This window comes from Parashewanella spongiae (assembly GCF_004358345.1).
Taxonomy (GTDB): Bacteria; Pseudomonadota; Gammaproteobacteria; order Enterobacterales; family Shewanellaceae; genus Parashewanella; species Parashewanella spongiae.
Genome location: NZ_CP037952.1, coordinates 557,056 through 579,079, shown reverse-complemented (window position 1 = coordinate 579,079; position 22,024 = coordinate 557,056). Strand labels below are relative to the sequence as shown.

Here is a 22,024-nt window from a genome sequence, read left to right as displayed (position 1 = left end):
GAAGTGCAATGCAGTACAATTCGAGTGCTTAGGAAAGTTGCGGAAGAAAGTATACTGATGAGTTCTTGTCACTCCAGCGCAGACTGGAAACGAAGTAACGACAGTTTTGTATGTCGGTAGCCTAGTGCCTTTGCTTTTTGCTATAAAAGTCACTGGATACCAGCCTTCACTGGTATGACAAAAGTTAGTACTTTCTAAATCGCTAGATCCCTTAATGTAGAGTAGGCTACTGGCTTCGCTATCGCTTATCCAGCAGCCCCTCTTCGATTCCGTGCATGAGGTTTTCCCTCACACGGCTCTGTTGTTACACTTCTCTCAGCCCCTTCACTTTGCTTATCATCTTGTCGTGGGTAAATACTCAAGACCAGCTTGGCGTAATTTTTCGTAAGCACCTCGTGATAGATACTTGCTTCGACGTTGACTTAAGCGACGATGCCAGCGATAGAACCGGTTTACTACAAATCCATTTATTCTGAAAAATACACCTCTGGGATAACCTATCCCACCAAAATAGTGTTTCCATCCCCTCAGAACTTGATTAACCTTATTTATCAGTACGCCAAGTGTATTTGAGGTTCGGTGTTTCACTATGTCTCTGATTTTATTTTTCAGCTTTGTTTGGCTCTTCTTAGACGCCTGTATCTTAATGTAACTGGTGCCTTTGATGATACCTGTGATCCGTTGAAAGTTAAAACCGAGGAAATCAAACTTATTCATCAGCTTTCCCATATCCACACAGTGGGTTTTACTTTGATTTAGCTTCAGACCTTCATCACTTAATTGCTGTGTTATCCAGTCCAGTTGCTCTTGTGTGTAGGTTTGCTTATGAAGTACAACAAAATCATCTGCATAGGTAACGATTTTACACGGTGTTTTTTCGTGTATTTTCAAACAGAAATCGTTGAGATAGATGTTAGCCAGTAGTGGAGAGATAACTCCGCCTTGCGGAGTGCCACATCGGCTTGCTTCTATTCGCCATTTTCTGTTGACCGTCTCTACGCTGATGGGCGCTTTGATAAAGCTTTTCAGCAAACTCAGAAAGCTGCTGTCGCTTATTCGCCTTTCTACTTTTGCCATCAACTTAGCGTGCGGGATGGTATCGAAATAGGCGCTCAAGTCAGCATCAAGTACGTGCTGACAGCCTTGTTTTAGGCTCATTTCAATGACTTTTACCGCTTGCTGGGCGCTTCGACATGGACGATAACCATAACTGTGTTCATGTAAATGAGGTTCGTAGACGGGTTGCATCACTATTGTCATCGCCATTTGCACAATTCTGTCACTGATTATCGGGATCCCAAGTTTCCGCGTTTTGCCGTTGTCTTTGAGTATTTCTACTCGTTTGACTGGGCTAGGTCGATAGTTTTTCTGTTGTAATTGAGTTTGAATTTCTTTTAACAGCGCAACGACTTTCTTTTGCTGCTCTAGATAACTGAATGTGATGCCATCAATTCCTGCTCCGCCTTTATTGTCTTTGCATCGTCGATAGGCTTCTTCGAGTATATCTAGGCGACTGAGTTTATCGTACAAGCTGTAAAATCGTAGCTCCGAGTTAAGCTTTGAGCGTAAGTAAAGTTTTCGCTGTAATATTCTGATATTTACTGGAGTGTTAGCCATATGGCAATTTCACCTCAAAAGTTACGTTAAAAACGGGTGTAACACTGAGTCCCTTCCCTGATGTGAAGTTATGTTGTCTTCACGGTTAACGGTACTATGGGCTCATCCGACTGCCTGAGCGCCCTATCTGAAATTTCGGTTTACCTTATATTCGGATAGTGGAAGTCACTACCTTCCAACACTCAGGCTCTCCCACGTTCACTTTATTTCCTTCAATACATGCCACTTCATATTACGCCGGAAGATCAAACAGATGCATTTACCAGTTGCTTCTCTGTTTGTGTCAGGGTTCGTCAACTAGGAAAGACTCCCCATCTTCATTTTTTGATTTACGACGCTTAACTGAATTCGCTTGATGCTGCGGCCTACATTGCATCTCAACCTTTATTCAAGGCCTTTGTCACAGGGCTTCATGTCATAGCGGTTACCCATTATGCATGCCCGTCAGATTTCGGGATGAACTGGTAATTATCCCGTCAGGTACGTTTCAACCTGATGGACTTATTATAAATAATAACGTTGCTGTCTCTGGTTTATGGCCATGTAATCGCTTGGCTGCGTATACGTTGAGACAAATCCCGCAACAGAATAAAGCGCTTCGTGGCGCTCCCTAGAAACATCAGTTGACTGCGTTCTCAAGCGTAGAAAAAATGGCTGATAGTAAGGCGTAGCTTGCAGCAAGTAGTTATTCTATTTGCAAAAGTTACAACGCAGATAGCAGTCATTTTAGCAAGCTTGTGAGCGTAGAGCATTTCACTCATTAGGTGAAAAACATGATAATAAAATCATCTTATTGCTCAAACAGTTACTCGTATACTCAGCGTTCAACTGATGTTTTTAGGTTAATGAATAAAAACAATAGCAAATGGTTATCATCTCCTCTTATCAAGCGAGATTCCTTCAATCATGAAATCGATTGATAGCCTGAACGAGATCTACTCCCACCATTACACATGCAAAACAATGCCAAAACAAGAACAATTGGCGCGAGCGCAAACGCACCATAAAACCTTTTTCCATCTGGGGAATCGGTTGGCTTAGGTGGCAACTCTGTTGTTTCATTACTAAAATTTGAATCGTCAATCAATGCTTCCCATTCTCCTGATTCAGCTATTCTCTCAGCTGATTGAACCATTTTTTCAACATCTTCTTTCGTTATATTATCCACCTGCCTAAGCTCGAACATTCGTTCAACAATTTCTTCTGTAGTTTCACTTTGCATTAAGCCATTGATTATACTTGCTGTGAAATATACAAACAAAGCTCCAGATGCGGCACCAGCTACCCCGGCACTCATAACAGCCAATTCTCTCCAAATACTATCATTGGAGATTTTGTAGTATGCCAAACACAACTTGGTTCCCTTTTGCATACCTCTGCCACTTATATATGCTAAAAGTGACGCTGTAAACGATTTAGCTGTTGCCGTTGCAGGATCGATCAAATAGTTAGCGGCAAAATTCAATCCAATTCCAAGACCATCTCCAATGTAGGCTGAAGCAATATGTGAGGCGCGCTCTTTTCCAAAAAATGAAATCAACTTCTGACTCCCCATCTGGGAAATCGTTACCACAAAACCGATAGGCAACCCAGCGGTGAAGCCAGGAAGTCCACCTGTGATTAATCCTACGGTACTACTGAGAGAAATATTATGTCTGAGCCGAGTATTAAAAGAGTCTTGTTTTGTACCAGCATAAATAGATTGCTGTGCGTCAGTATTTGGAGTTATGCCAAAGGCCATAATATTCATCCACTCATAGGGTTATGAATAATAGAATACATCATACCTCTGAATATGAGCTGACCATCGAAATAGAATACTTCTATTAAAAATCACTGACAGAATAAGCACTGTATTATAAAATGCCTTGCCAGAAGCATTCATCGACAAACACATAGGCGTTTTAAAATATGACTACGAACATTTCACCACTTTCTGACTCTTATAAACAAAGATTTGGTGGAATAGGTCGTCTTTATGGGCAAACTGCACTAATGACTTTTTATCGGTCTCATGTTGTTGTTATTGGTATTGGTGGTGTTGGCACTTGGGTGGCTGAGTCATTAGCCCGTTCAGGTATAGGCAAAATCACGCTGATTGATCTCGATGATATCTGCGTCACCAATACCAATCGGCAAATTCATGCCGATGCAACTAGCATTGGTCAGTCTAAAGTAGAAACGATGGCTGCACGAATTTTGTCTATAAACCCAGAATGTGAAGTCAAAAAGATCGAAGACTTTATCACCTTAGATAATATCGCAGAGCTATTTATTAGTAAGAAACACGGTGGAGACATTGACTACGTGGTTGACTGTATAGATGCCGTCAAACAAAAAGCGGCATTAATTGCTCATTGTAAGCGCAACAAGTTACCTTTAGTGACTGTTGGTGGCGCAGGCGGACAAACTGATCCGACTCAAATTCAATTGAGTGACTTAGCAAAAACTTACCAAGATCCATTGTTAGCTAAAGTACGTAACCTATTACGCCGAGAACACAACTTCAGTAAGAACATTCAACGCCGCTTTAGTATCGACGCGGTTTTTTCAACCGAGCAACTGGTTTATCCTCAACCTGATGGCAGTGTTTGCAGTAGTAAAATTAACCTTGATGGCAACATGCGAATGGATTGTGCCTCTGGATTTGGTGCAGTAACTATGGTTACAGGCACTTTTGGTTTTGTCGCTGTGAGTCGAGTATTGAAAAAGCTTACAACTAAAAGCCGCTGAACGGTAATTTATGTTTAACCTAAATAAATCGGTTGAACGCACAATTTAGCTTTAATTTATTGAAGTTAAATACAAAACTAAACAACCCTAATTCACCCATCAGGTGAGTGCTGAACATTCATATACTTGCCAAAATCACCGCTAGCTGCGTTATAAATTTTGCAAGTAGAAACGAAGTAACGACAGTTTTGTATGTCGGTAACCACTACTTGCTGCTATTCATGCCTTGCTATCAGTAATTTTTTCTGCGTATATGAACGCTCCCAACCGATTTATTTAGGTTTAATGCTTATATGGCATATTTATTGCTTCTCATATTGATGATTCATAAATCTGACGCTTGGATGGCAAAATGGTTACATCAACACTCAATTCAATTAAACAGTTTCAATCACAACAACTGGTTTTCCGAACGATGTTGTGGTTAGTTATTCTTTGCAGTGGACTGCTTTTTTTACCGGCCTCAGTCATCAGTAAGTTAGGCTTAGATGCCACCCTTCAACAATATAATCACCTGATCGGGTTTGGTTTGATCATCGGTAGTGCTTATTTTTTCAGTAGAGTTTGTGATTATTTACTGGATACTGGCATCAATCATTACGGAAACAAGCGAGTCATAGAACGAATAGAGTCAAAAATATCAGTACTCGACATTGCTGAACGTGCCGTTTTGCGAGAATTTTTCTTACAAAGTACTTCTATTTTAACTCTGCCTAAAGAAGACATTGCGGTTAAAGAACTCTTAAAATCGAATATTCTTGAATGTATTGGAAATGAACGTCATTATGCCATTCAAAGCCCTACCGCTGATTTCAAAATTTCAATGCAAGCTCGAAATTACCTTAACCGTAGTGTATTAAGACTGCCTGCTGGCAAACCTAACGAGATAGAATTACAGACGTTAATTAAAGCTCGTCCTGCATTTGTTAATAGCCTTGTACAGCAACGCAAACAGGCAGCTTAAGCATCTTTGCTAGTTTTTTTGGAGGCTATTACGTATGGCCTCCTGAACCCCTCTTTCAAGCTGAGACGCACCTACCCTAGCTTCTTCTGCTATGCTCAGTTTAATACAGAGGCTTGATAATTGTTCTAGCGTATATTCCGAAACGCAATCTTCTACCAGCACATAGTAATCACCAATCATAAACCTAATTTCAATTTTACTGGTATGAGCTATTTCACCTTCTTGGCAACTTGCAATATAAGCCGTTATTTTCTCTCTATACTTTGACAGCATACAAATTTTTAACTTCTCAATGGCTTCGATTCGATCTAAGATTGATTCACCATTACTTGCATTAATAATGGTCTCAACTAACCGATTAATAGCATATACAGGAACACTGAACCTTTTCCACGCTTGTATTGTTTTCCTTTGAAATGACTCGAACTCAAGTAAACTCATTTCTAATATTTCTTTTGAAGATGAATTGCACGCTTCTAAACTAGCCCAATCACTATATTCTATAAGGTCAATAGAAAAGCTATGATGTAATGGTAGGTTTTGAATACTCATGTTATTTCGGTTTGTTTTCAAATTAATTATTTTATTTAACCATTTTATAATTAATTAGTTTAATTAATTATTGCTCATTTAAATAACATGTGAATAAGATAGAGAGGTAAGGTGTTATTTTATTTGGATATTAATAAAAAACAGCCTGATATCAAAATTTAAATCGAGATCTTGGAGGGAAGGCAGATCTCAATTAAAGCAATAACAGGCTGTAGGTTTACTTCAAGCGTTACTGAAAACCCAGCAAATGAAGTTAATGGTTACTCTGGTGTTTCACCAGACTTCACATAAAACATCCACAAGATATAAGAAACAATGCCCAGCGTTGAGAAAATGACAATCATAGACAATAACCCAATCCAATTGCCGAACATAAGATCTAACCAAAATGCCATTACGGAAGTCCTCTTTCTTTTTAATTCTTCTTCAGTGTAGTTGAAGTCTTTTTGACATCTTATGATCCTGATCAAACATTCTTTCTGTCTATTGTTTAACCACTTTATATGTGTGTTTGACTTGATCTATATCAATAATATTAAAGAGAAAAGATGAATTCTTGGTAACTCAACATGGCATCACGAAAGTCTTCCAGCCCACAGCTGGCAATTGACTCTTCGTCGTATAAATTCATATCTTCTTCAAGCAAATAATCATTGTCATATTGAATACAGTTTTCATAGACCAACACTCGTTCATAACTGAGCTCAAGGGTTATACTTTTACCAATAATTTTTTTCTCGGTAACACCGTCTTTTGAGATATGCTCAATAACGCTTAATATTGTAGATAGCTTATCTTTATCTTTTGCTATTTCTTCAGTAAACCAGCGCCCAACGGCCTGATGTTCCATCGAAAACAATGCAACCACACTATCTTCTAGGCTGTTATTTCTAAACTCATAATCCATCTTAACTACTCGATAAAAGATGTTATTTTGAAGTATTTTATCTTTAAACGGTTTCAAGTTGCACGTAATAAAAAAGGGCATCCCAATAGGACACCCTTAACAGCAAAGCTAGAATTAAGAAAACTTATTTTTTAGCTGCTTTTTTTTCAGCTTTAGGCTGTTTAGCTTTCTCGATTGACTTTAACTCAACTTCGAAAATCAACGTAGAGTCAGCAGGGATAGAACCTGTATCTCTTTCACCGTAAGCCAGGTTAGATGGGATCACAAAACGGAATTTTGAACCAACGTTCATTAACTGAACACCTTCAGTCCATCCTGGGATCACACGGTTTAATGGAAAAGTCGCTGGCTCATTACGCTTGTAAGAGCTATCAAATTCAGTGCCATCAATTAAGGTACCGCGATAATGCACTACAACAGTGTCTTCTGCAGCTGGTTTACCACCCTTTCCTTCTGTAATCACTTCATATTGAAGGCCAGATGCTGTTGTTTTTACACCTGCTTTTTTAGCATTCTCTGCTAAATATTTTTTACCTTCTTCAGCGTTTTTCTTTGCCATCTCAGCTGAATGCACTTTGCGTTTTTCCGCTAAGCGTTGATCTAATTCTTTCAACAACTTTTGCATTTCTTCTTCAGGAATTTTAGCGTTCTCACCAAGACCGTCAGAAAAACCTTCAACAATAAGCGTGCGATCCACTGGCATCCCTAGCTCTTCTTGCTCTTTAATATGCCCAGCCATGTATTTACCGATAGAGGCACCCACACTGTAAGCTTCTTTTTGAGCAGGAGTAGTTAGTTCCGTTCCAGTAGTACCTTCAGTGGTTGTTTTTTGCTCTTGATTACAAGCAGACAAGCCAATCACGGCAAGTGCTACTAATGACAATTTATACACAGATTTCATTTAAACGCTTCCTCAGCATGGTTTTACAACTCACTTAAGCAATTGTAAAATAATAAATAAACGATATGGTCATATTTGATTATTCACAAACCGCATAAAGCAAATTGTTTATTATATTAAATAGGGTCAAATTCTGTAAGGTACTGTTGTAACGGCCTATCCAGAAAGTGTCAAGCCTTTAGAGACAGTGAGTTAGCATAAGTTCAGCCAGAATTCAGTCATTTAAGACTAAAACTGTGTTCAATTTGCCAATTTTTCATGCCTGACCGAGTATTTTTATTTAATACAAACTCTATCGGCTTCGAATTTGCTTGCACGATTCAAGATTCTTTCTGTCTGAGGTAGAATGTGGTATTGCAAAACAAAAAGTGCTCAAATGAATTCATTACAAAAACAAGTCGATGATCTTGAAACTAAATTAAGTTTTCAGGAACTAACTATAGAAGAACTCAACCAAGAAATTATTCGTATGAACGATTTATTGGCTCATCAACAACATCAACTACAATTTATAGTGCAGAAATTGCGTGAAACCGAGCCAAGCAATATGGCCACACAAGCAGAAGAAACCCCGCCACCACATTATTAATATTAGTAGCAATGTGAGTCTAAGGCGTTAGGAGAGTGTATGACAACTAAAACCCTACCCATTGCACAAGTCGGAGAAAACATTCTGACCCAAAAAGCAGTAAAAATTACTGAGTTTGATCACACACTAGTAGCACTTAATGAGAATATGATGGCAACTATGATTGCCGCTGACGGGTTGGGAATTGCAGCGCCTCAGGTATTTTCACCACTGGCCATGTTTATTATGGCTTCTCGCCCAACGCCTCGTTATCCCAACGCGCCTTTAATAACACCAACCACGGTCATTAATCCTCAAATTATCAGTCATTCGAAAGAAATGTTATGGGATGAAGAGGGATGTCTGTCTTTATCAGGTCAACGCTTACCCATTGCCCGTTATGCCTCTATTTCCGTTCGTTATCAAAACTTATCAGCTCAAATGATAGAACAAACCCTAAACGGATTTCCTGCACGAGTGTTTCAACATGAAAATGATCATTTACAGGGGATCACCGTGTTGGAACGGGCTCAAATGCCAGAGCAAGCACAAGCAGGAAAAATGGCATGAAGTTAGTGATATCACATTTATTATTGTGCATATTATTGACAGGGTGCGCCACCAACAGCTTGTTTGTTGATTATCCATCTCAGTTAAGGCAACAAAAGCAGGCGCTAAGCTCATCGCAACCAACAGCTCAAATCAATAAACTCACCAGTAATATCCAAGGTAATGATGGGTTGCTGTATGCTGAAGAAGCTGGCCGTGTTGCTCAAATAAGTGGTGACTTCGCCGCGAGTAAAAAATACTACCAACAAGCGATAAAGGCTTACCGAGCCTTTGATGATAAAGCCACTATCAGTGCATCAAATGTTGGTGCGAATACTAGTAGCTTGCTGCTTAATGATAATGCCATCCCATACCGTGGTACAGGTTACGAGCGCATCTTACTGCATCAATATCAAGCATTAAACTACCTATTTCAAGATGATTTTCAAGGTGCTCTTGTAGAAGTGAAGCAAGCCAATGAATTGCAACAAGTCGAGCAAGACCGATATGCCAAATCAAAAAAGTCAGTTCAAGCAATTGAAAATGGCACCATCAATACTGAGACTCAACGATTAAGTGCCACGACAGGCTCTGTCACCAGCTCTTTTTTGAATGCTTACAGCTACTACATGACTGGGCTATTGCACGAAGCCCTTAACCAACCGAATGATGCATTTATTGATTATCGTAAAGCGGCCCAAATTTGGCCTGGAAACGCTTATCTTGAGCAAACTCTAGTTCGGTTAGCTAAGCAATTATCAATGCCACAATTTGCTAGCTTTAAAAAACGTTGGGGAGAGCCAATTTTACCAACCCGAAATCAAGGTGAATTAGTCATTCTCTACGAAACAGGGTTTACACCAGAAAAACAAAATCTTACGGTACCATTTCGAATTAATGGGAATTGGCAAACAGCATCGTTAGCCACTTACTCAGGGCGAAGTCCTGTATGGCGAAATGCCCAAATTTATGGCGTTGACGCTACAGCACTTATAGCTCAACCTATTACCAATATTGATGCTTTAGCGATTAATGCATTAAAAGAGCAATTGCCTGCCACATTAAGCCGACAAGTACTTCGTGTTATTGCAAAGTCTCATTTAGCTCGCAAAGTCAGTGATAAGAAAAAAAAACAACAGAATCAATTGGATTTTGGATCAATTGCTATTCAATTATTTAATATTATCACTGAGCAAGCTGACCGACGCAGCTGGTTAACCTTGCCAAGCCAAGCACAAATTGCTCGGAAATATTTAAACGTAGGCTCGTACCCACTCAAAATAAACAGCAATTCACCTCATCCAATTGAAATTGCCGCTGGCCGTAAAACAATTGTGTGGGTGATCAACACTGGCAATTACACCCGAATTTATTCAATAATGATTTAACTCAATGAGATATGGAACTGACTATGAAACATTTAAAAACCATTTTGATGATTACTGCAGTCCTTGGACTCACAGCTTGTCAATCAAAAGTACAGTACAGCGACGCAAGAGAAGTTGAGACCGTAAATGCCAATTTTGGATCAACGGATCTACAAGCCATCACCGATAAAATGGTTGATAGCATGCTGACATTTCCACCTGTCTTGGTCTTGACCGCCAATAATCAACGTCCAATTATTTTTGTTGATACCATCAAAAACAAATCCTCAGAACATATTGATACTGAATCAGTGACAGATTCTATCAGCAACCGCTTGCTTCGCTCTGGTAAATTCCGTTTCATCGATATGACCCGTGTAGACTCTGTCCGCAAGCAACTGGACTACCAAAATAATGCTGGCTTAGTCGATCCATCAACGGCCATTAAATTTGGTCAGCAGATTGGCGCTCAATACATGCTCTACGGCAATTTATCGAGTATAGTCAAACAAGGCGACAGGACCAAAGATGTCTATTATAAAATGACCATGAGATTAATGGACTTAAGAACTGGCCTAATAGAATGGTCTGATGAAAAAGAAATTCGTAAAACTAAATCAAAATCATTTTTAGGTTTGTAAATTCCTAATACCAATTACAGTAATTAAGTGCTCAACTCAGAGCTATGTATGTGCTCGAAGTGCAATCGAAATTGATGAAGGCATAGTTGTTACCGACAAACAAAACTGTCGTTATTACATTGCTACGTCAAGACAATTTTGAGAAGTATTCTTTATAAACCAAAGTGAGCACATACAAGCTCCCGAAGGGCAAGACTAAAGGGTTCCATTACTGTGTTACAAGCACTTGAATTATCCCGACAAAAGCACGAAGTGCGTTGAACGCCAGTTTCGTATGGCGGCCGTAGAGAACATAGCATTTCGAGCTTGTGCCTTGCACTGAAGTCCTTTAGCTCTTTAGCTCTTGCTGAGTGAGAGATTAATTACTGTAATTGGTACAATATTTCAAAAACCAGCGCCGTGCCGCTGGTTTTTTATATCAACTAAAGCCGAGAAAAATATACTACAAAGTTTCACTTGAGCCTATCATTCGATAGATTAAAAATGTAATGGCAATAACAGTACTCTCTCAAAATTAAAATCAAGGATCGTTAGGTGCAAGTAATTAAATTAAGCCTTCTAGGCATAAGCTACCTCATGCTGGCAGCTTGCAGTCATCAACCACTCGACATACAAAAACCAGTACAGCAACATGATGTGTACTTAACTCAACAGCAAGCGGAATTAAGATCTACACAAGTGTCAGGTGTGAGCTATCAACTGCATTTCGAGCTTGATGGCAGCGAATCATTTTCAGCAACCAGCGTTGTAAACTTTACCTTTAATGGTGGAAATCAGCCGTTACGGCTTGATTTAAATAAAGCAAAAATTCACCAAGTGTTAGTTAATGGTACGCGGCTTTATCCGAATTATAACGACCAATACATCCTGTTTAGTTCACGGTTGTTGATACGTGGCGAAAACCGAATTCAAGTTGATTTTACTCGTAAACACAGCACTAATGGTGAAGGTCTTCATCGTTTTGTCGATCCGGTAGATGCTAAAGTATATCTTTATTCTCATTTTGAGCCTGCTGCTGCCCAGCAAATGTTTGCGCTATTTGATCAACCGGATCTAAAGGCCAATTTTGAACTGACTGTCTCAGCACCGAAAGATTGGCAAGTGATCAGCAGTATGCGCGAAGACAGTATTTCCACCCAAGATGACAATCAATTATGGCACTTTCCTACTACACCAAAACTGAGTCCGTATAATTTCTCGATGCACGCGGGTCCCTATCATGTATGGCGAGACAATTCTGGAAAATATCCAATGCGCTTGCTTGCAAGACAGTCTGTAGCCAAACAAGTGACTCCAAATGATTGGTTTAGATATACCGACAAAGGCCTACGTTTTTTTGATGATTACTTTGGTATTTCCTATCCGTTTAAAAAATACGATCAGTTACTTGTCCCTGACTTTTTGTATGGTGCGATGGAAAACGCAGCAGCCATCACTTTTGCAGAAGGACGATTTTTACATAAATCAACAATGACACCCGCACAGAAGCAACGATTAGCTGGCGTAATCATGCATGAAATGGCTCATCAATGGTTTGGCAATCTTGTGACGATGAAGTGGTGGAATGGTTTATGGTTAAATGAAAGTTTTGCATCATTCATGGGAACACTTGCCACAGCAGAGGCCACTGAATTCACCAATGCATGGCGAAGCTTTTATTCAAGCTCGAAACAAAGCGCTTATGCCTTAGACAGCAAGGTAACGACTCACCCAATTGAAGTGCCTGTTTCAAGCACAGCCAATGCCTTTGATAATATTGACGCCATCACATACAGCAAAGGCGCGGCAACTCTTTATCAATTGCAACACTTGCTTGGCAAAAAGACATTTAGAAATGGCGTTAGTCAGTACTTAACAAAATACAGCTATCAAAATGCCGAGCTCGCCGACTTTATTAATAGTCTCGCGCTATCGGCCAATCGCGATTTAACTCAATGGACTGATCAATGGCTTTATCAAGCTGGCGTAAATACTATTTCTGTAGATTACCGCTGCCAAAGTAACAAAATTTCTCATTTCCAATTACTACAAGCTCCAGCCAGCAAGATTTTACCTACATTAAGAGAGCAGAAAGTTTTAATTAGTTTGTTTAAAAAAGAGCAAGGTGAACTATTTCAACTTACTCAAAAACCAGTAATCTATAAAGGTAAGAGCACGCCTGTACCCTCACTCATAGGACAAAAATGCCCCGATTTAATCTATCCAAACACTGATGATTTGGGCTATGTAAAAGTTAACTTAGATAAACGATCTTTTGAAACGGCTAAAAATGATCTTCTTCTGATCCACGATCCACTTTTACGCTCAATGCTATGGCAGAGCTTGTGGGACAGTGTTCAAGATGGAAAACTCGGCCTCGATAAGTATCTGGGCGTGGTACTGGTCAATGCTCCGAAAGAAAAAGACTACACTATCCTTCGTCAAGTTATTTCCAGTTTGTATCAGTCACGATATTACTTATCCGCTATGACTCCTGAACACGAGAAGTATGCAAACATGGCATTGAAAGCGATGGCTCAGTTAAGTATTCGTATGACCATGGAGTTCTCACATGATCCAGTAAGACAAAAATTATGGTTTAATACCTACATAAACTTTGCGAGTCACCCTGATGCGCTCAAGCATTTATACAGTCTACTCTTTGGTGAAAGCTACTTGGCAGGAATCACTTCTGCTAGTCAGCCACTGGATCAGGACACTCGATGGAATATCATTTACCAACTCAACCGCTATGACTTCCCGAACAGTAAAGTGCTAATTACTCTAGAACGACAGCGAGACCAATCGGACTCAGGCCAAAAATCAGCCATTGCTGCTGAAGCCGTACGACCAGAAGCGGAGATTAAACGGAAATGGCTTAGCAGAATTTACGCCAACACGGTGCCGTTCTCTAAACTGAGAACCGCGATGAACAACTTATATCCGAGTGAGCAGAAACTCTTAAGTGACGCGACCGCTGAAGAACGTTTAATGAAACTCGTTGAGCTCGATAAACTTGGCTCTGTTTATATGCGTAGTTTTGCTGCACAGCTTACACCTAAATCTTGTGATCAGGCGAACATTCGAGCCCTAGAGCATACTTTAGAAAGCCAACCTCAACTCTCGCATTTAACGAAACGCATTTTAGCGGAAACAAAACAAGTACAGCAACGTTGTATTTTGGTAAAAGAGACGATGAAAGGATAGTTAAGGATACATAGCCTGAGCTTTTATAGATTTCGTTACGCACAGCTAAGGCTAGGTAATACCAATTACCTAGCCTTTCAATCTCAAAAAATATTACTTAAATAAATGTCTTATATTAGCTAAGTCACCTTTCCCAGAAGCTATTTCTTCAACAGTTAAGCCTGAAACTTCATGTGGAAATACTAACCATTCTTTAGACTCATGAATATAGTAGTCAGGTGTAATCGGAACCGCCCTATTTTCGGGCTTATAGTATGGACAAGCAATACGAATATCTTTTGGTAAGTTTAAACGCATTTGTTGTTTAAGTTTTTCAATTAAAGCATGAATGCTGCGACCAGAATCAAACACATCATCCACAATAAGCAGTCCATCATCCGCATTGGCGTTCTCGATAATATAATGCAAGCCGTGTACTTTAATTTCTTTGTTTTGTTTATCTGTACCAATGCCGTAATACGAAGAGGTACGTACAGCAATGTGATCGGTTTCTATTTTTTTAAAGTCAAAATATTCTTGCACTGCAATACCTATTGGGGCACCACCTCGCCAAATTCCAACGATAAACTGTGGTCTAAAACCGCTTTCATACACTTGTGCCGCTACTTTAAAAGAGTCTTCCAGCAATTGTTGTGCGGTAATATAATGCTTATCAGTCACAAGTATGTCCTCATTGTTATTTTTATCAAATACATAATACCAATTACAGTAATTAATCTCTCACTCAGCAAGAACTAAAGGGTTTCAGTGCAAGACACAAGCTCGAAGTACCATATTCCCTACGGCCGCCATACGAAACTGGCGTTCAACGCACTTCGTGCTTTTGTCGGGATAATTCAAGTGTTTGTAACGTAGTAATGGAACCCTTTAGTCTTGCCCTTCGGGAACTTGTATGTGCTCACTTTGGTTTATAAAGAATACTTCTCAAAATTGTCTTGACGTAGCAATGTAATAACGACAATTTTGTTTATCGGTAACAACTATGTCTTCATCAATTTCGATTGCACTTTGAGCACATACATAGCTCTGAGTTGAGCATTTAATTACTGTAATTGCTATAACCCTATGTTTCAGAGTTTTTAAAGATTAACCCATTTCAAAGGCTACACTTGGAGGGTAATTTTAGCTTAAAACATCGTGAATCGCTCGTTGTTTCCTCTTTGTACTTGTCAAAGATCAAAAACCACAAAAATTTTTACATAAAGTTCGAAATTCATAATTCACAGGCTTGGTTTTACATGATGGAAATCTTTAACAATTATGTGTCATTTGCATTTTCACCACCTTCTTTCTGTGGATTTGAAACTTGTTCTTTGAGATTTAACTTGAGCCGTGTGCGGGGAAAGCAGCAGCACTTACTACTGATAGCGCAGGGCTAGTACTGTTCGAAGATTGTTCTCCTTCGATTAGCTGTTCAGGAGGTATGTTGATTGGACGACTACGAGAACCATAATTTTCTAGCGATTCTGAACTCGACTCAGTTAAGATTTTTTTCACAAAACGCTCCATGCCTCTCGCCATACCACTAGCCCCGCCACCAAAAATGCTGTCTGAGTGTTCCCTAAATATTAAATCGGCACCTTTTGTAATAACAGAAAAGCCCCTCATCTTTGTTTTGCCATTTTTTTCTATGCGAATAAATAGGTTGTCCCCATGTTTTATATCTTTAAAAGTCGTTTTTAGTGACTTTTTACAAGAAGAAGTTACTAATGTGAACTGATTACCTAAGTTCCATTTTAAAACAGTTTGTTGATCAACTTGGTGAGTTTGTGGTTCAGTTACTGTTTTGGCAGCTTCCAATCTAGTTGAGTCACCTAAGCTAGTACTATCCTCTACTTTGCTTGAGTTTCCCATAGATGGAACGGATAAAGCATTAAGTTCTGATTCACCTATGTCATCCCATGAGCCTTTACTAACTCTATCTAGTTCGGACTCAGATGGCTGCCAGTTAGCTTCGGCCTCTTCATCTTGTGATGAATATTCCCTCGCACGCTGTAAATAACACGTGAGCGTTTTTGTAATATTTTTATCTGACTTGAACCAGCTTGTATTATTTAATTTGATCAGCCCCCCTTCCTTAGTAACTTTAAAAGTATGTTCTGATGTCGTGCCATCTTTTATGACAACCACTGTCAGCTCCGCCCCTTTCTTAAGTTCCTTTGCGAAAGCATTTGTAGTTTCTAAAGTATTACCATCTTTAATTTTTGCCTCATCCATCCCTTTTCTATATTCAACAGTAATTTTTCTCGAATCAAATTTAGGCTTTTCTGGCTCATGCTTGCCTAACTTTCCTGATGCCTGTATTTCTTCAGTTTGGGAGTCACTATTTTCACCCCTTTTTCTTACTGGGGGTGGGGGTGGGGTTGAGGATGAAGTTAAACTTCTATGTTCCTTTCCCTCTGGAGAGTCAGGACGTTCTACTTGTGGAGGCTGAGATTTTTTTGATCGGGTACTTCCGTAACTTGAAATAGAATTTTCTAAGTCTCTGTTTAAACTAGCGCGAGAGCTAGAATGATCTCTCGCTAACGGAGCGTCAACTTCAGCTAAAGTAAGCTGAAGGGCTGGGTTTAAGTGTTTTGTCAAACTTTGAGTAGCTGGCTGATTCGCACTATCCATACTTTCCTCATGGTATCTGAGCACAGTATTATCACCATCCACTGGCTCCACTTGATAATTTTGAGTGGTGCTTTGTCCGTCTCGGATTATTGACACTGTATCGACTTTTAATGAGTTAGCAAAAACACTAGTTGTTTCTTCGCTGTTTTCATCTGTTATTTTTACACCTGAAAGCGCTTTGCCAGACTCCATTGTTATTTTTTCTGAGTCAAATTTGGGCTCTGTACTAGTGCTTTTTGTAGGTACACCATCAACGGAATCATCAATTTTAATGCCCGATGTTCCATTAACATCACCTTCAAACGGCACTTGAACAGAAGTCTTAAATCCCGTCATATCAGGGTCAGGGCTGTTCAATGGTGAACTTTGAACGATATGATGAGCGTCTCCATTCCCTATAGAAGTGTCTTGCTCAGCCGTAGAGGCTTGCTCTAGAGTAGAACTAGTGTCTTCTTCAAGAGTAATGTCTTGCTTATGACTAGCGCCTTCCTCAAGAATAATGTCTTGCTCAAGAATAATGTCTTGCTCAAGACTAGCGCCTTCCTCAAGAGTCATGTCATGCTCAGGCGTAGAGGCTTGCTCTAGAGTAGAACTAGTATCTTGCTTATGACTCGTTTCTTCCTCAAGAGTAGTGTTTTGCTTATGACTCGTGTCTTCTTCAAGAGTACTGTCTTGCTTATGACTCGTGTCTTCTACAAGAGTAATGTCTTGCTTATGGCTAGCGTCTTCCTCAAAAGCAATTTCTTGCTTATGACTAGCACCTTCCTCAAGACTAGTGTTTTGCTCAGGCGTAGTTGCTTGCTCTAGAGTAGAGCTAGTATATTGCTTAAGACTAGTGTTTTGCTCAAGCGTAGTGTCTTCTTCAAGAGTAGTGTCTTGCTTATGACTAGCTCCTTCCGCAAGAGTGGTATCTTGCTTATGACTAGCACCTTCCTCAAGACTAATGTTTTGCTCAAGCGTAGTGTCTTCTTCAAGAGTGGTGTCTTGCTTATGACTAGCTCCTTCCGCAAGAGTGGTATCTTGCTTATGACTAGTGTTTTGCTCAGGCGTAGTAGCTTGCTCTAGAGTAGAGCTAGTGTCTTCTTCAAGAGTGGTGTCTTGCTTATGACTAGTGCCTTCTTCAAGAATAATATCTTGCTCAAGACTAGTGTCTTGCTTAAAAGTAGACGAATCAGAAGTACCAAGCATTTTAAAATAAGTCACAAGAGATTCGCGAATTTTACGATCATAAAACTCATCACTTAGTGCTTTGGGCTTCCCCGCCAAAGTCCCGTTAACCTCTCTGTCGCTACTATCTTCGAGCACTATCCTCTTCCCTTCCAGAAAGGTAATTTTATAACTAAAATCCCTCGATTCATGACCGTTATAAGCAATGCTCAATGTAATGATGTCCTCCACGGCTTTGCCTGTCAGCGCAGAGTCCAAAATCGCTTTTTCACTTTCTGATATATTATCAAAACAAGTTTCAGGATTATAAAGAATTGTACTCGAGCTTACAGATTCAGCAGCAGTAGCCATTTATTTTTCCTCACGCACATCGATTGCTTCTTTTATTGAGCTCTTTGAAAGCGTAAATATGCTTTTTAAGTAATCACGGTATCTGCCAGTATTGTTATGTAAACCTTCGACTTTTAATAAGATTTTTTCTGTATATAAAATAATTACCTCTTATAATCTGTGGATCATTTTTTGTATTTGATTTTATTAGCCGTATTTATTCGTTTTGCTCGTAAAAGCAAGTATGGCCATTTCAAAATAAGACTATTATCAAAAGGAACCTCTAATGCAACTCTCCTACATTAATCAAACCATCTATGAACATTTGTACCGTGATATTTATGAATTTCGCAGTACTTTTGACTTACCTGTTGAAGACGCTGAAAGTTTAAACTTGCAACTCGATACTCTACATACGTCTTTAATTATCGAGGAACTAACTGAGCTTGCTGAAGCTGACTCGTTAATTGAACAAGCCGACGCCATCGTTGATTCCGTTTATGTTCTAATGGGAAGAATGGTGCACATGGGAGTAAAATATTTTAATGACAATGCTTCTATTAGCTATTTATTAGATTTGTTTTTAGCCGTCGCAAATAACTTAAAAATTGATTTTATTCGCTGCTGGGATGAAATTCATTCAAGTAACATGAGTAAGGTGTGCCACGATGAGCGTGAATTTCAACAAACGGTTGATTTTTACCAAGAACAAGGCGTGAAACTTTCTGGAGTCAACAAAAACCAATATATAATAGCAAAATGTGCTGAAGATATTGTAATGGAAGGTAAAACGATTCGCAAAGGAAAGGTATTAAAGTCAGTCAATTACCGCCCTGCTGATTTATCAAAAATATGTCGCTAAATAAAACCAGAATTAATACCTATTTACAGTAATTATATCTAAAATCATCAGTTGAACGCTGAGTATATGAGTAACTGCTTGAGCAATATGATGATTTTATCATCATGGCTTTCACCCAATGAGTGAAGTGCTCTACGCTCACAAGCTTGCTAAAATGACTGCTATCTGCGTTGTAACTTTTGCAAGTAGAATAACTACTTGCAAAATTTATAACGCAGCTAGCGGTGGTTTTGGCAAGTATATGAATGTTCAGCACTCACCTGATGGGTGAATTAGGGTTGTTTAGTTTTGTATTTAACTTCAATAGATTAAAGCTAAATTGTGCGTTCAACCGATTTATTTAGGTTTATAAACCAAAGTGAGCACATACAAGCTCCCGAAGGGCAAGGCTAAAGGTTTCCATTACTGCGTTGCACCTTCTTGAATTATCCCGACAAAAGCACGAAGTGTGTTGAACGCCAGTTTTGTATGGCGGCCGTAGGGAATATAGTACTTCGAACATGCGCCTTGTACTGAAAACCTTTATCTCTTGCTGAGTGAGAGATTAATTACCTGTAATTAATATAACATGGTGATTTATATACACCATGTTAGTCTTCTAGCCTGAATCCTTTAAAATTAATACCTACTAACTCTTTATGTTCAGCTAATTCATTTAGCACCGCAGCATCGTCACAAATAACACGTAATGCCCAATCACCATCTTCATGGCTCTCTTTTTGAAAGAGTATGTTCTTTACAACTGAAGCTTCGGCTACCATGCTAATGATTTCACCATACCCACTCTTGCCTGGGCTTACTCCTAAACGTTTGAACAAATTCATGGCTTCGTTCGCATCACCGTTAACTAGGCATATGATCTTCAATGTTTTCTGCAGTGCTTTTCTTCTCCAATCATTGAAAATCAAACTATAGATTGGCGGTGATACGTCATGTCCTTTTCCATAATTAATATTAAAATAATGTTTACCCCAAGTGTCATCACAAAACAGTATCAACAAGTTATTGGCTGCAAAATCAAGCCGTTTAGTGACATCATTTAATGTTATAACTGTCGCTATTGATTCTGCTTTTGTTAAAGTTGGTTTAGGAGCTAATGGATCACGTGCTGCTGGAACATAGCTCCATTTATTGAGCTTAGCAACTGTCAATTTCGTTGGCACCAACTGCTTTTCATGTGCTTTTTGAATTTCTCGGCCCTTCTCAAATTGTAACTTCATGCTTTCATCGTGTTCTGCACCGCATTTTTTCCTAATTGAAGCCTCCATGCGCTTAGTCATTACAAGACCAACAGAGTCCTCTGACTTCATGCTATCTACATTATGGTTCTTAAGCCGGTTTTTTAAGAGTTCTTCTATCCATACTTCACTATTTGTTTGATGGGTATGTTTATGTTCAAGCTTATACTTATACTTATACTTATACTTATGTTTATGCTTTACATCTTGTATTTCTTCTGCTTTTTGTGGTGATGGGCTTGTCACTACACCATCTTTCCTAGCAATCGTATATTGAGCTATGCCTGTGATAGCATCAATTTCTACGCTACTGATATTTTCATCAACCATAGTTGCCGATTCAACAGATTCAGATGATGCCATATTTTTTTCATTATCAGGAAGCTCTTGGGCTAATGCTTCACCACTTGACCAAAGTTGACTTGGCTCATAAAGAGATTGTATGTAAAGTGAGGTAGGTGTTGTACGTTCTTGAAAGCTGAGTGTTTGGCCCGGTAAATTAATTACTTCAACCTCTGGTTTTTCTTCCTGTTCAACTGAGTGAGTCTCTGAGTCGCTCGTTGACATCAGCAAACCATTCTCAGATTTGCTTGTCCCCGCGGCTAAATCTAGATGTTGTGTTATTTCAATATTACTCAGTGCAGGTTCTTTTTTATGTTGCTTTTCAAATTCCTCTCTCCCTCCAAGAAACATATGGAGGTGCTGCTCAGATAAACTATGCTTTGGATCATCATTCATGGCAATCAAATCATCGAAAGTCATATTTATCACTTCAAATTCTTCACAGTCTTCATCTTCTCCTTGAAAAGATAATACTTCTGGCTCATCTTCATCACTTTTAACTTGCTCAAGTGTCGGTGAATCTGATGCAACACCACCAGCTGAAACTTCTATTGATGTTGCCTCTGTTGTGTTTGTTGGTAACTCTGTATCATGATATTCCGTATCAAGAGAATCACCTCGGTTATCAATTGGCTCACTTGTTCTTGTTTCTTGATCATTGGACACAATCTCAGCAACTGTTTCTTCGTGCACTCCTCCACTAGCTGATCTCTCGTGAAAAGCAACTACAACTTCGTCAAGCACTTCTGACGCATCGTTTACAGACAATGACTCAGCTCTTGTATGCCCGTTTTCTTCTTCAGTTAAGGGGGCTGTGACAACCTCATAATCATCAAAGGTATCGTTCAATCTAGGTCTAAAATTTGAGGAGTAATAAGCATTACCAAGCTGAATGCCCATCTGTTTTTCTTCTGTAGATTTCCAAAATGTGCTGGATAATGATGTGTTGAGCCCACGCTCCTCTGAGTTTGACACATTAAATTCAATGTTTCTTTTAATTTGGCCACCCTGTGAACTTACGATGAATATCATTTTTTTATCTTTATAATTGCCCTCAGGTAAGCCGCTAAGCATATGTGTCATTTGTGTTTCATTTAAAGGCGTAAATGTGCCACTAGACGTATCCCATTCCAAAGGTGGAACTGAGGCAAAACTAGGCTTCACATTGGACATTTAGGCTCCTTTTGTGGCACTTCAATATTCATCTAACGTATGTATATTTCAAAAATTTACGTAACAATTTAGCATTAACACTAACAACGACGCTCTTCTGCACATTTATAGAGCCTATCTATATATTAAAGCATTAAAAATGTTAGACTTTATGCTAATTTAATTAAATTTAATTAACGATTAAACACTTTCGTTTTGATTTAACCTAGGGTCTGTTGATCTTTCGTGATTGTTTTTGCAGCGATAAATTGGTTATTTTATGCAAGGCAGAGTTTGTGAGGTTTGGTTATTATCGACATACAAAACTGTCG

Annotated in this window: 17 protein-coding genes; 8 read left to right on the top strand and 9 right to left on the bottom strand. The window is 39.2% G+C overall.

The window, feature by feature from the left end; genetic code table 11:
- Nucleotides 1-336: 336 nt before the first annotated feature.
- Together ltrA and E2I05_RS02040 are read right to left on the bottom strand one after the other, a co-directional pair.
- Nucleotides 337-1,617 carry a group II intron reverse transcriptase/maturase gene (gene ltrA / locus E2I05_RS02045; RefSeq protein WP_133309440.1) on the bottom strand — a complete coding sequence of 427 codons (1,281 nt, stop codon included), beginning with the start codon at nt 1,615-1,617 and terminating at the stop codon, nt 337-339.
- A gap of 904 nt (nt 1,618-2,521) precedes the next feature.
- On the bottom strand, nt 2,522-3,358 hold the full coding sequence (locus E2I05_RS02040; protein ID WP_121854076.1) for a hypothetical protein: 837 nt from the start codon (nt 3,356-3,358) through the stop codon (nt 2,522-2,524).
- A gap of 170 nt (nt 3,359-3,528) precedes the next feature.
- Here E2I05_RS02040 and tcdA point away from each other — a divergent pair, with 170 nt between their 5' ends.
- Nucleotides 3,529-4,350, top strand: coding sequence for a tRNA cyclic N6-threonylcarbamoyladenosine(37) synthase TcdA (gene tcdA, locus E2I05_RS02035; RefSeq protein WP_121854077.1), 822 nt, complete (start codon nt 3,529-3,531; stop codon nt 4,348-4,350).
- A gap of 352 nt (nt 4,351-4,702) precedes the next feature.
- Complete coding sequence (locus tag E2I05_RS02030) at nt 4,703-5,314, top strand: superinfection exclusion B family protein (protein ID WP_121854078.1); 612 nt, start codon at nt 4,703-4,705, stop codon at nt 5,312-5,314.
- A 9-nt stretch (nt 5,315-5,323) separates the two neighbouring features.
- Here the strand turns inward: E2I05_RS02030 and E2I05_RS02025 are convergent, their stop codons facing one another.
- The 4 genes from E2I05_RS02025 to fkpA form a co-directional block, all read right to left on the bottom strand.
- Complete coding sequence (locus E2I05_RS02025; protein ID WP_121854079.1) at nt 5,324-5,866, bottom strand: hypothetical protein; 543 nt, start codon at nt 5,864-5,866, stop codon at nt 5,324-5,326.
- A 260-nt stretch (nt 5,867-6,126) separates the two neighbouring features.
- Nucleotides 6,127-6,261, bottom strand: a complete 135-nt coding sequence (locus tag E2I05_RS02020) for a DUF3149 domain-containing protein (RefSeq protein WP_121854080.1) — start codon at nt 6,259-6,261, stop codon at nt 6,127-6,129.
- 140 nt (nt 6,262-6,401) lie between these two features.
- A complete protein-coding gene (locus E2I05_RS02015; protein ID WP_165905512.1) occupies nt 6,402-6,773 on the bottom strand; it encodes a YacL family protein in 372 nt (123 codons plus the stop codon).
- Nucleotides 6,774-6,897: 124 nt separating this feature from the next.
- A complete protein-coding gene (fkpA, locus tag E2I05_RS02010) occupies nt 6,898-7,674 on the bottom strand; it encodes an FKBP-type peptidyl-prolyl cis-trans isomerase (RefSeq protein WP_121854082.1) in 777 nt (258 codons plus the stop codon).
- Between the two features lie 376 nt (nt 7,675-8,050).
- On the opposite strand from fkpA, the gene E2I05_RS02005 reads away from it, so the two are divergent.
- From E2I05_RS02005 to pepN, 5 genes are all read left to right on the top strand, one after another.
- Nucleotides 8,051-8,263 carry a SlyX family protein gene (locus E2I05_RS02005; RefSeq protein ID WP_121854092.1) on the top strand — a complete coding sequence of 71 codons (213 nt, stop codon included), beginning with the start codon at nt 8,051-8,053 and terminating at the stop codon, nt 8,261-8,263.
- Between the two features lie 39 nt (nt 8,264-8,302).
- The gene (gene def, locus E2I05_RS02000; protein WP_121854083.1) at nt 8,303-8,812 is read left to right on the top strand and encodes a peptide deformylase; all 510 of its coding nucleotides are present in this window, start codon (nt 8,303-8,305) and stop codon (nt 8,810-8,812) included.
- Complete coding sequence (locus tag E2I05_RS01995) at nt 8,809-10,179, top strand: COG3014 family protein (protein ID WP_121854084.1); 1,371 nt, start codon at nt 8,809-8,811, stop codon at nt 10,177-10,179. The genes def and E2I05_RS01995 overlap by 4 nt, the downstream gene beginning before the upstream one ends.
- Nucleotides 10,180-10,202: 23 nt before the next feature.
- A complete protein-coding gene (gene lpoB, locus E2I05_RS01990) occupies nt 10,203-10,799 on the top strand; it encodes a penicillin-binding protein activator LpoB (RefSeq protein ID WP_179952734.1) in 597 nt (198 codons plus the stop codon).
- 534 nt (nt 10,800-11,333) lie between these two features.
- Nucleotides 11,334-13,985 carry an aminopeptidase N gene (gene pepN, locus E2I05_RS01985; RefSeq protein ID WP_243641096.1) on the top strand — a complete coding sequence of 884 codons (2,652 nt, stop codon included), beginning with the start codon at nt 11,334-11,336 and terminating at the stop codon, nt 13,983-13,985.
- Nucleotides 13,986-14,078: 93 nt separating this feature from the next.
- On the opposite strand, the gene E2I05_RS01980 is transcribed toward pepN, so the two are convergent.
- On the bottom strand, nt 14,079-14,645 hold the full coding sequence (locus E2I05_RS01980; RefSeq protein WP_121854086.1) for a phosphoribosyltransferase: 567 nt from the start codon (nt 14,643-14,645) through the stop codon (nt 14,079-14,081).
- Nucleotides 14,646-15,305: 660 nt separating this feature from the next.
- The gene (locus E2I05_RS01975; RefSeq protein ID WP_121854087.1) at nt 15,306-18,119 is read right to left on the bottom strand and encodes a hypothetical protein; all 2,814 of its coding nucleotides are present in this window, start codon (nt 18,117-18,119) and stop codon (nt 15,306-15,308) included.
- Between the two features lie 265 nt (nt 18,120-18,384).
- On the opposite strand from E2I05_RS01975, the gene E2I05_RS01970 reads away from it, so the two are divergent.
- Nucleotides 18,385-18,960 carry a nucleoside triphosphate pyrophosphohydrolase family protein gene (locus tag E2I05_RS01970; protein ID WP_121854088.1) on the top strand — a complete coding sequence of 192 codons (576 nt, stop codon included), beginning with the start codon at nt 18,385-18,387 and terminating at the stop codon, nt 18,958-18,960.
- 590 nt (nt 18,961-19,550) lie between these two features.
- Here the strand turns inward: E2I05_RS01970 and E2I05_RS01965 are convergent.
- Nucleotides 19,551-21,713: a hypothetical protein gene (locus E2I05_RS01965; protein ID WP_121854089.1), complete on the bottom strand. Its 2,163-nt coding sequence runs from the start codon at nt 21,711-21,713 to the stop codon at nt 19,551-19,553.
- Nucleotides 21,714-22,024: the final 311 nt, after the last annotated feature.

Coding starts and splice junctions, on each gene's coding strand:
- tcdA (WP_121854077.1), top strand. CDS start 3,529: ATGACTACGAACATTTCACCACTTTCTGACTCTTATAAACAAAGATTT.
- E2I05_RS02020 (WP_121854080.1), bottom strand. CDS start 6,261: ATGGCATTTTGGTTAGATCTTATGTTCGGCAATTGGATTGGGTTATTG.
- E2I05_RS01975 (WP_121854087.1), bottom strand. CDS start 18,119: ATGGCTACTGCTGCTGAATCTGTAAGCTCGAGTACAATTCTTTATAAT.
- E2I05_RS02005 (WP_121854092.1), top strand. CDS start 8,051: ATGAATTCATTACAAAAACAAGTCGATGATCTTGAAACTAAATTAAGT.
- E2I05_RS01995 (WP_121854084.1), top strand. CDS start 8,809: ATGAAGTTAGTGATATCACATTTATTATTGTGCATATTATTGACAGGG.
- fkpA (WP_121854082.1), bottom strand. CDS start 7,674: ATGAAATCTGTGTATAAATTGTCATTAGTAGCACTTGCCGTGATTGGC.
- def (WP_121854083.1), top strand. CDS start 8,303: ATGACAACTAAAACCCTACCCATTGCACAAGTCGGAGAAAACATTCTG.
- E2I05_RS02040 (WP_121854076.1), bottom strand. CDS start 3,358: ATGGCCTTTGGCATAACTCCAAATACTGACGCACAGCAATCTATTTAT.
- E2I05_RS02030 (WP_121854078.1), top strand. CDS start 4,703: ATGGTTACATCAACACTCAATTCAATTAAACAGTTTCAATCACAACAA.
- E2I05_RS02015 (WP_165905512.1), bottom strand. CDS start 6,773: ATGGATTATGAGTTTAGAAATAACAGCCTAGAAGATAGTGTGGTTGCA.
- lpoB (WP_179952734.1), top strand. CDS start 10,203: ATGAAACATTTAAAAACCATTTTGATGATTACTGCAGTCCTTGGACTC.
- E2I05_RS01970 (WP_121854088.1), top strand. CDS start 18,385: ATGCAACTCTCCTACATTAATCAAACCATCTATGAACATTTGTACCGT.
- E2I05_RS02025 (WP_121854079.1), bottom strand. CDS start 5,866: ATGAGTATTCAAAACCTACCATTACATCATAGCTTTTCTATTGACCTT.
- ltrA (WP_133309440.1), bottom strand. CDS start 1,617: ATGGCTAACACTCCAGTAAATATCAGAATATTACAGCGAAAACTTTAC.
- E2I05_RS01965 (WP_121854089.1), bottom strand. CDS start 21,713: ATGTCCAATGTGAAGCCTAGTTTTGCCTCAGTTCCACCTTTGGAATGG.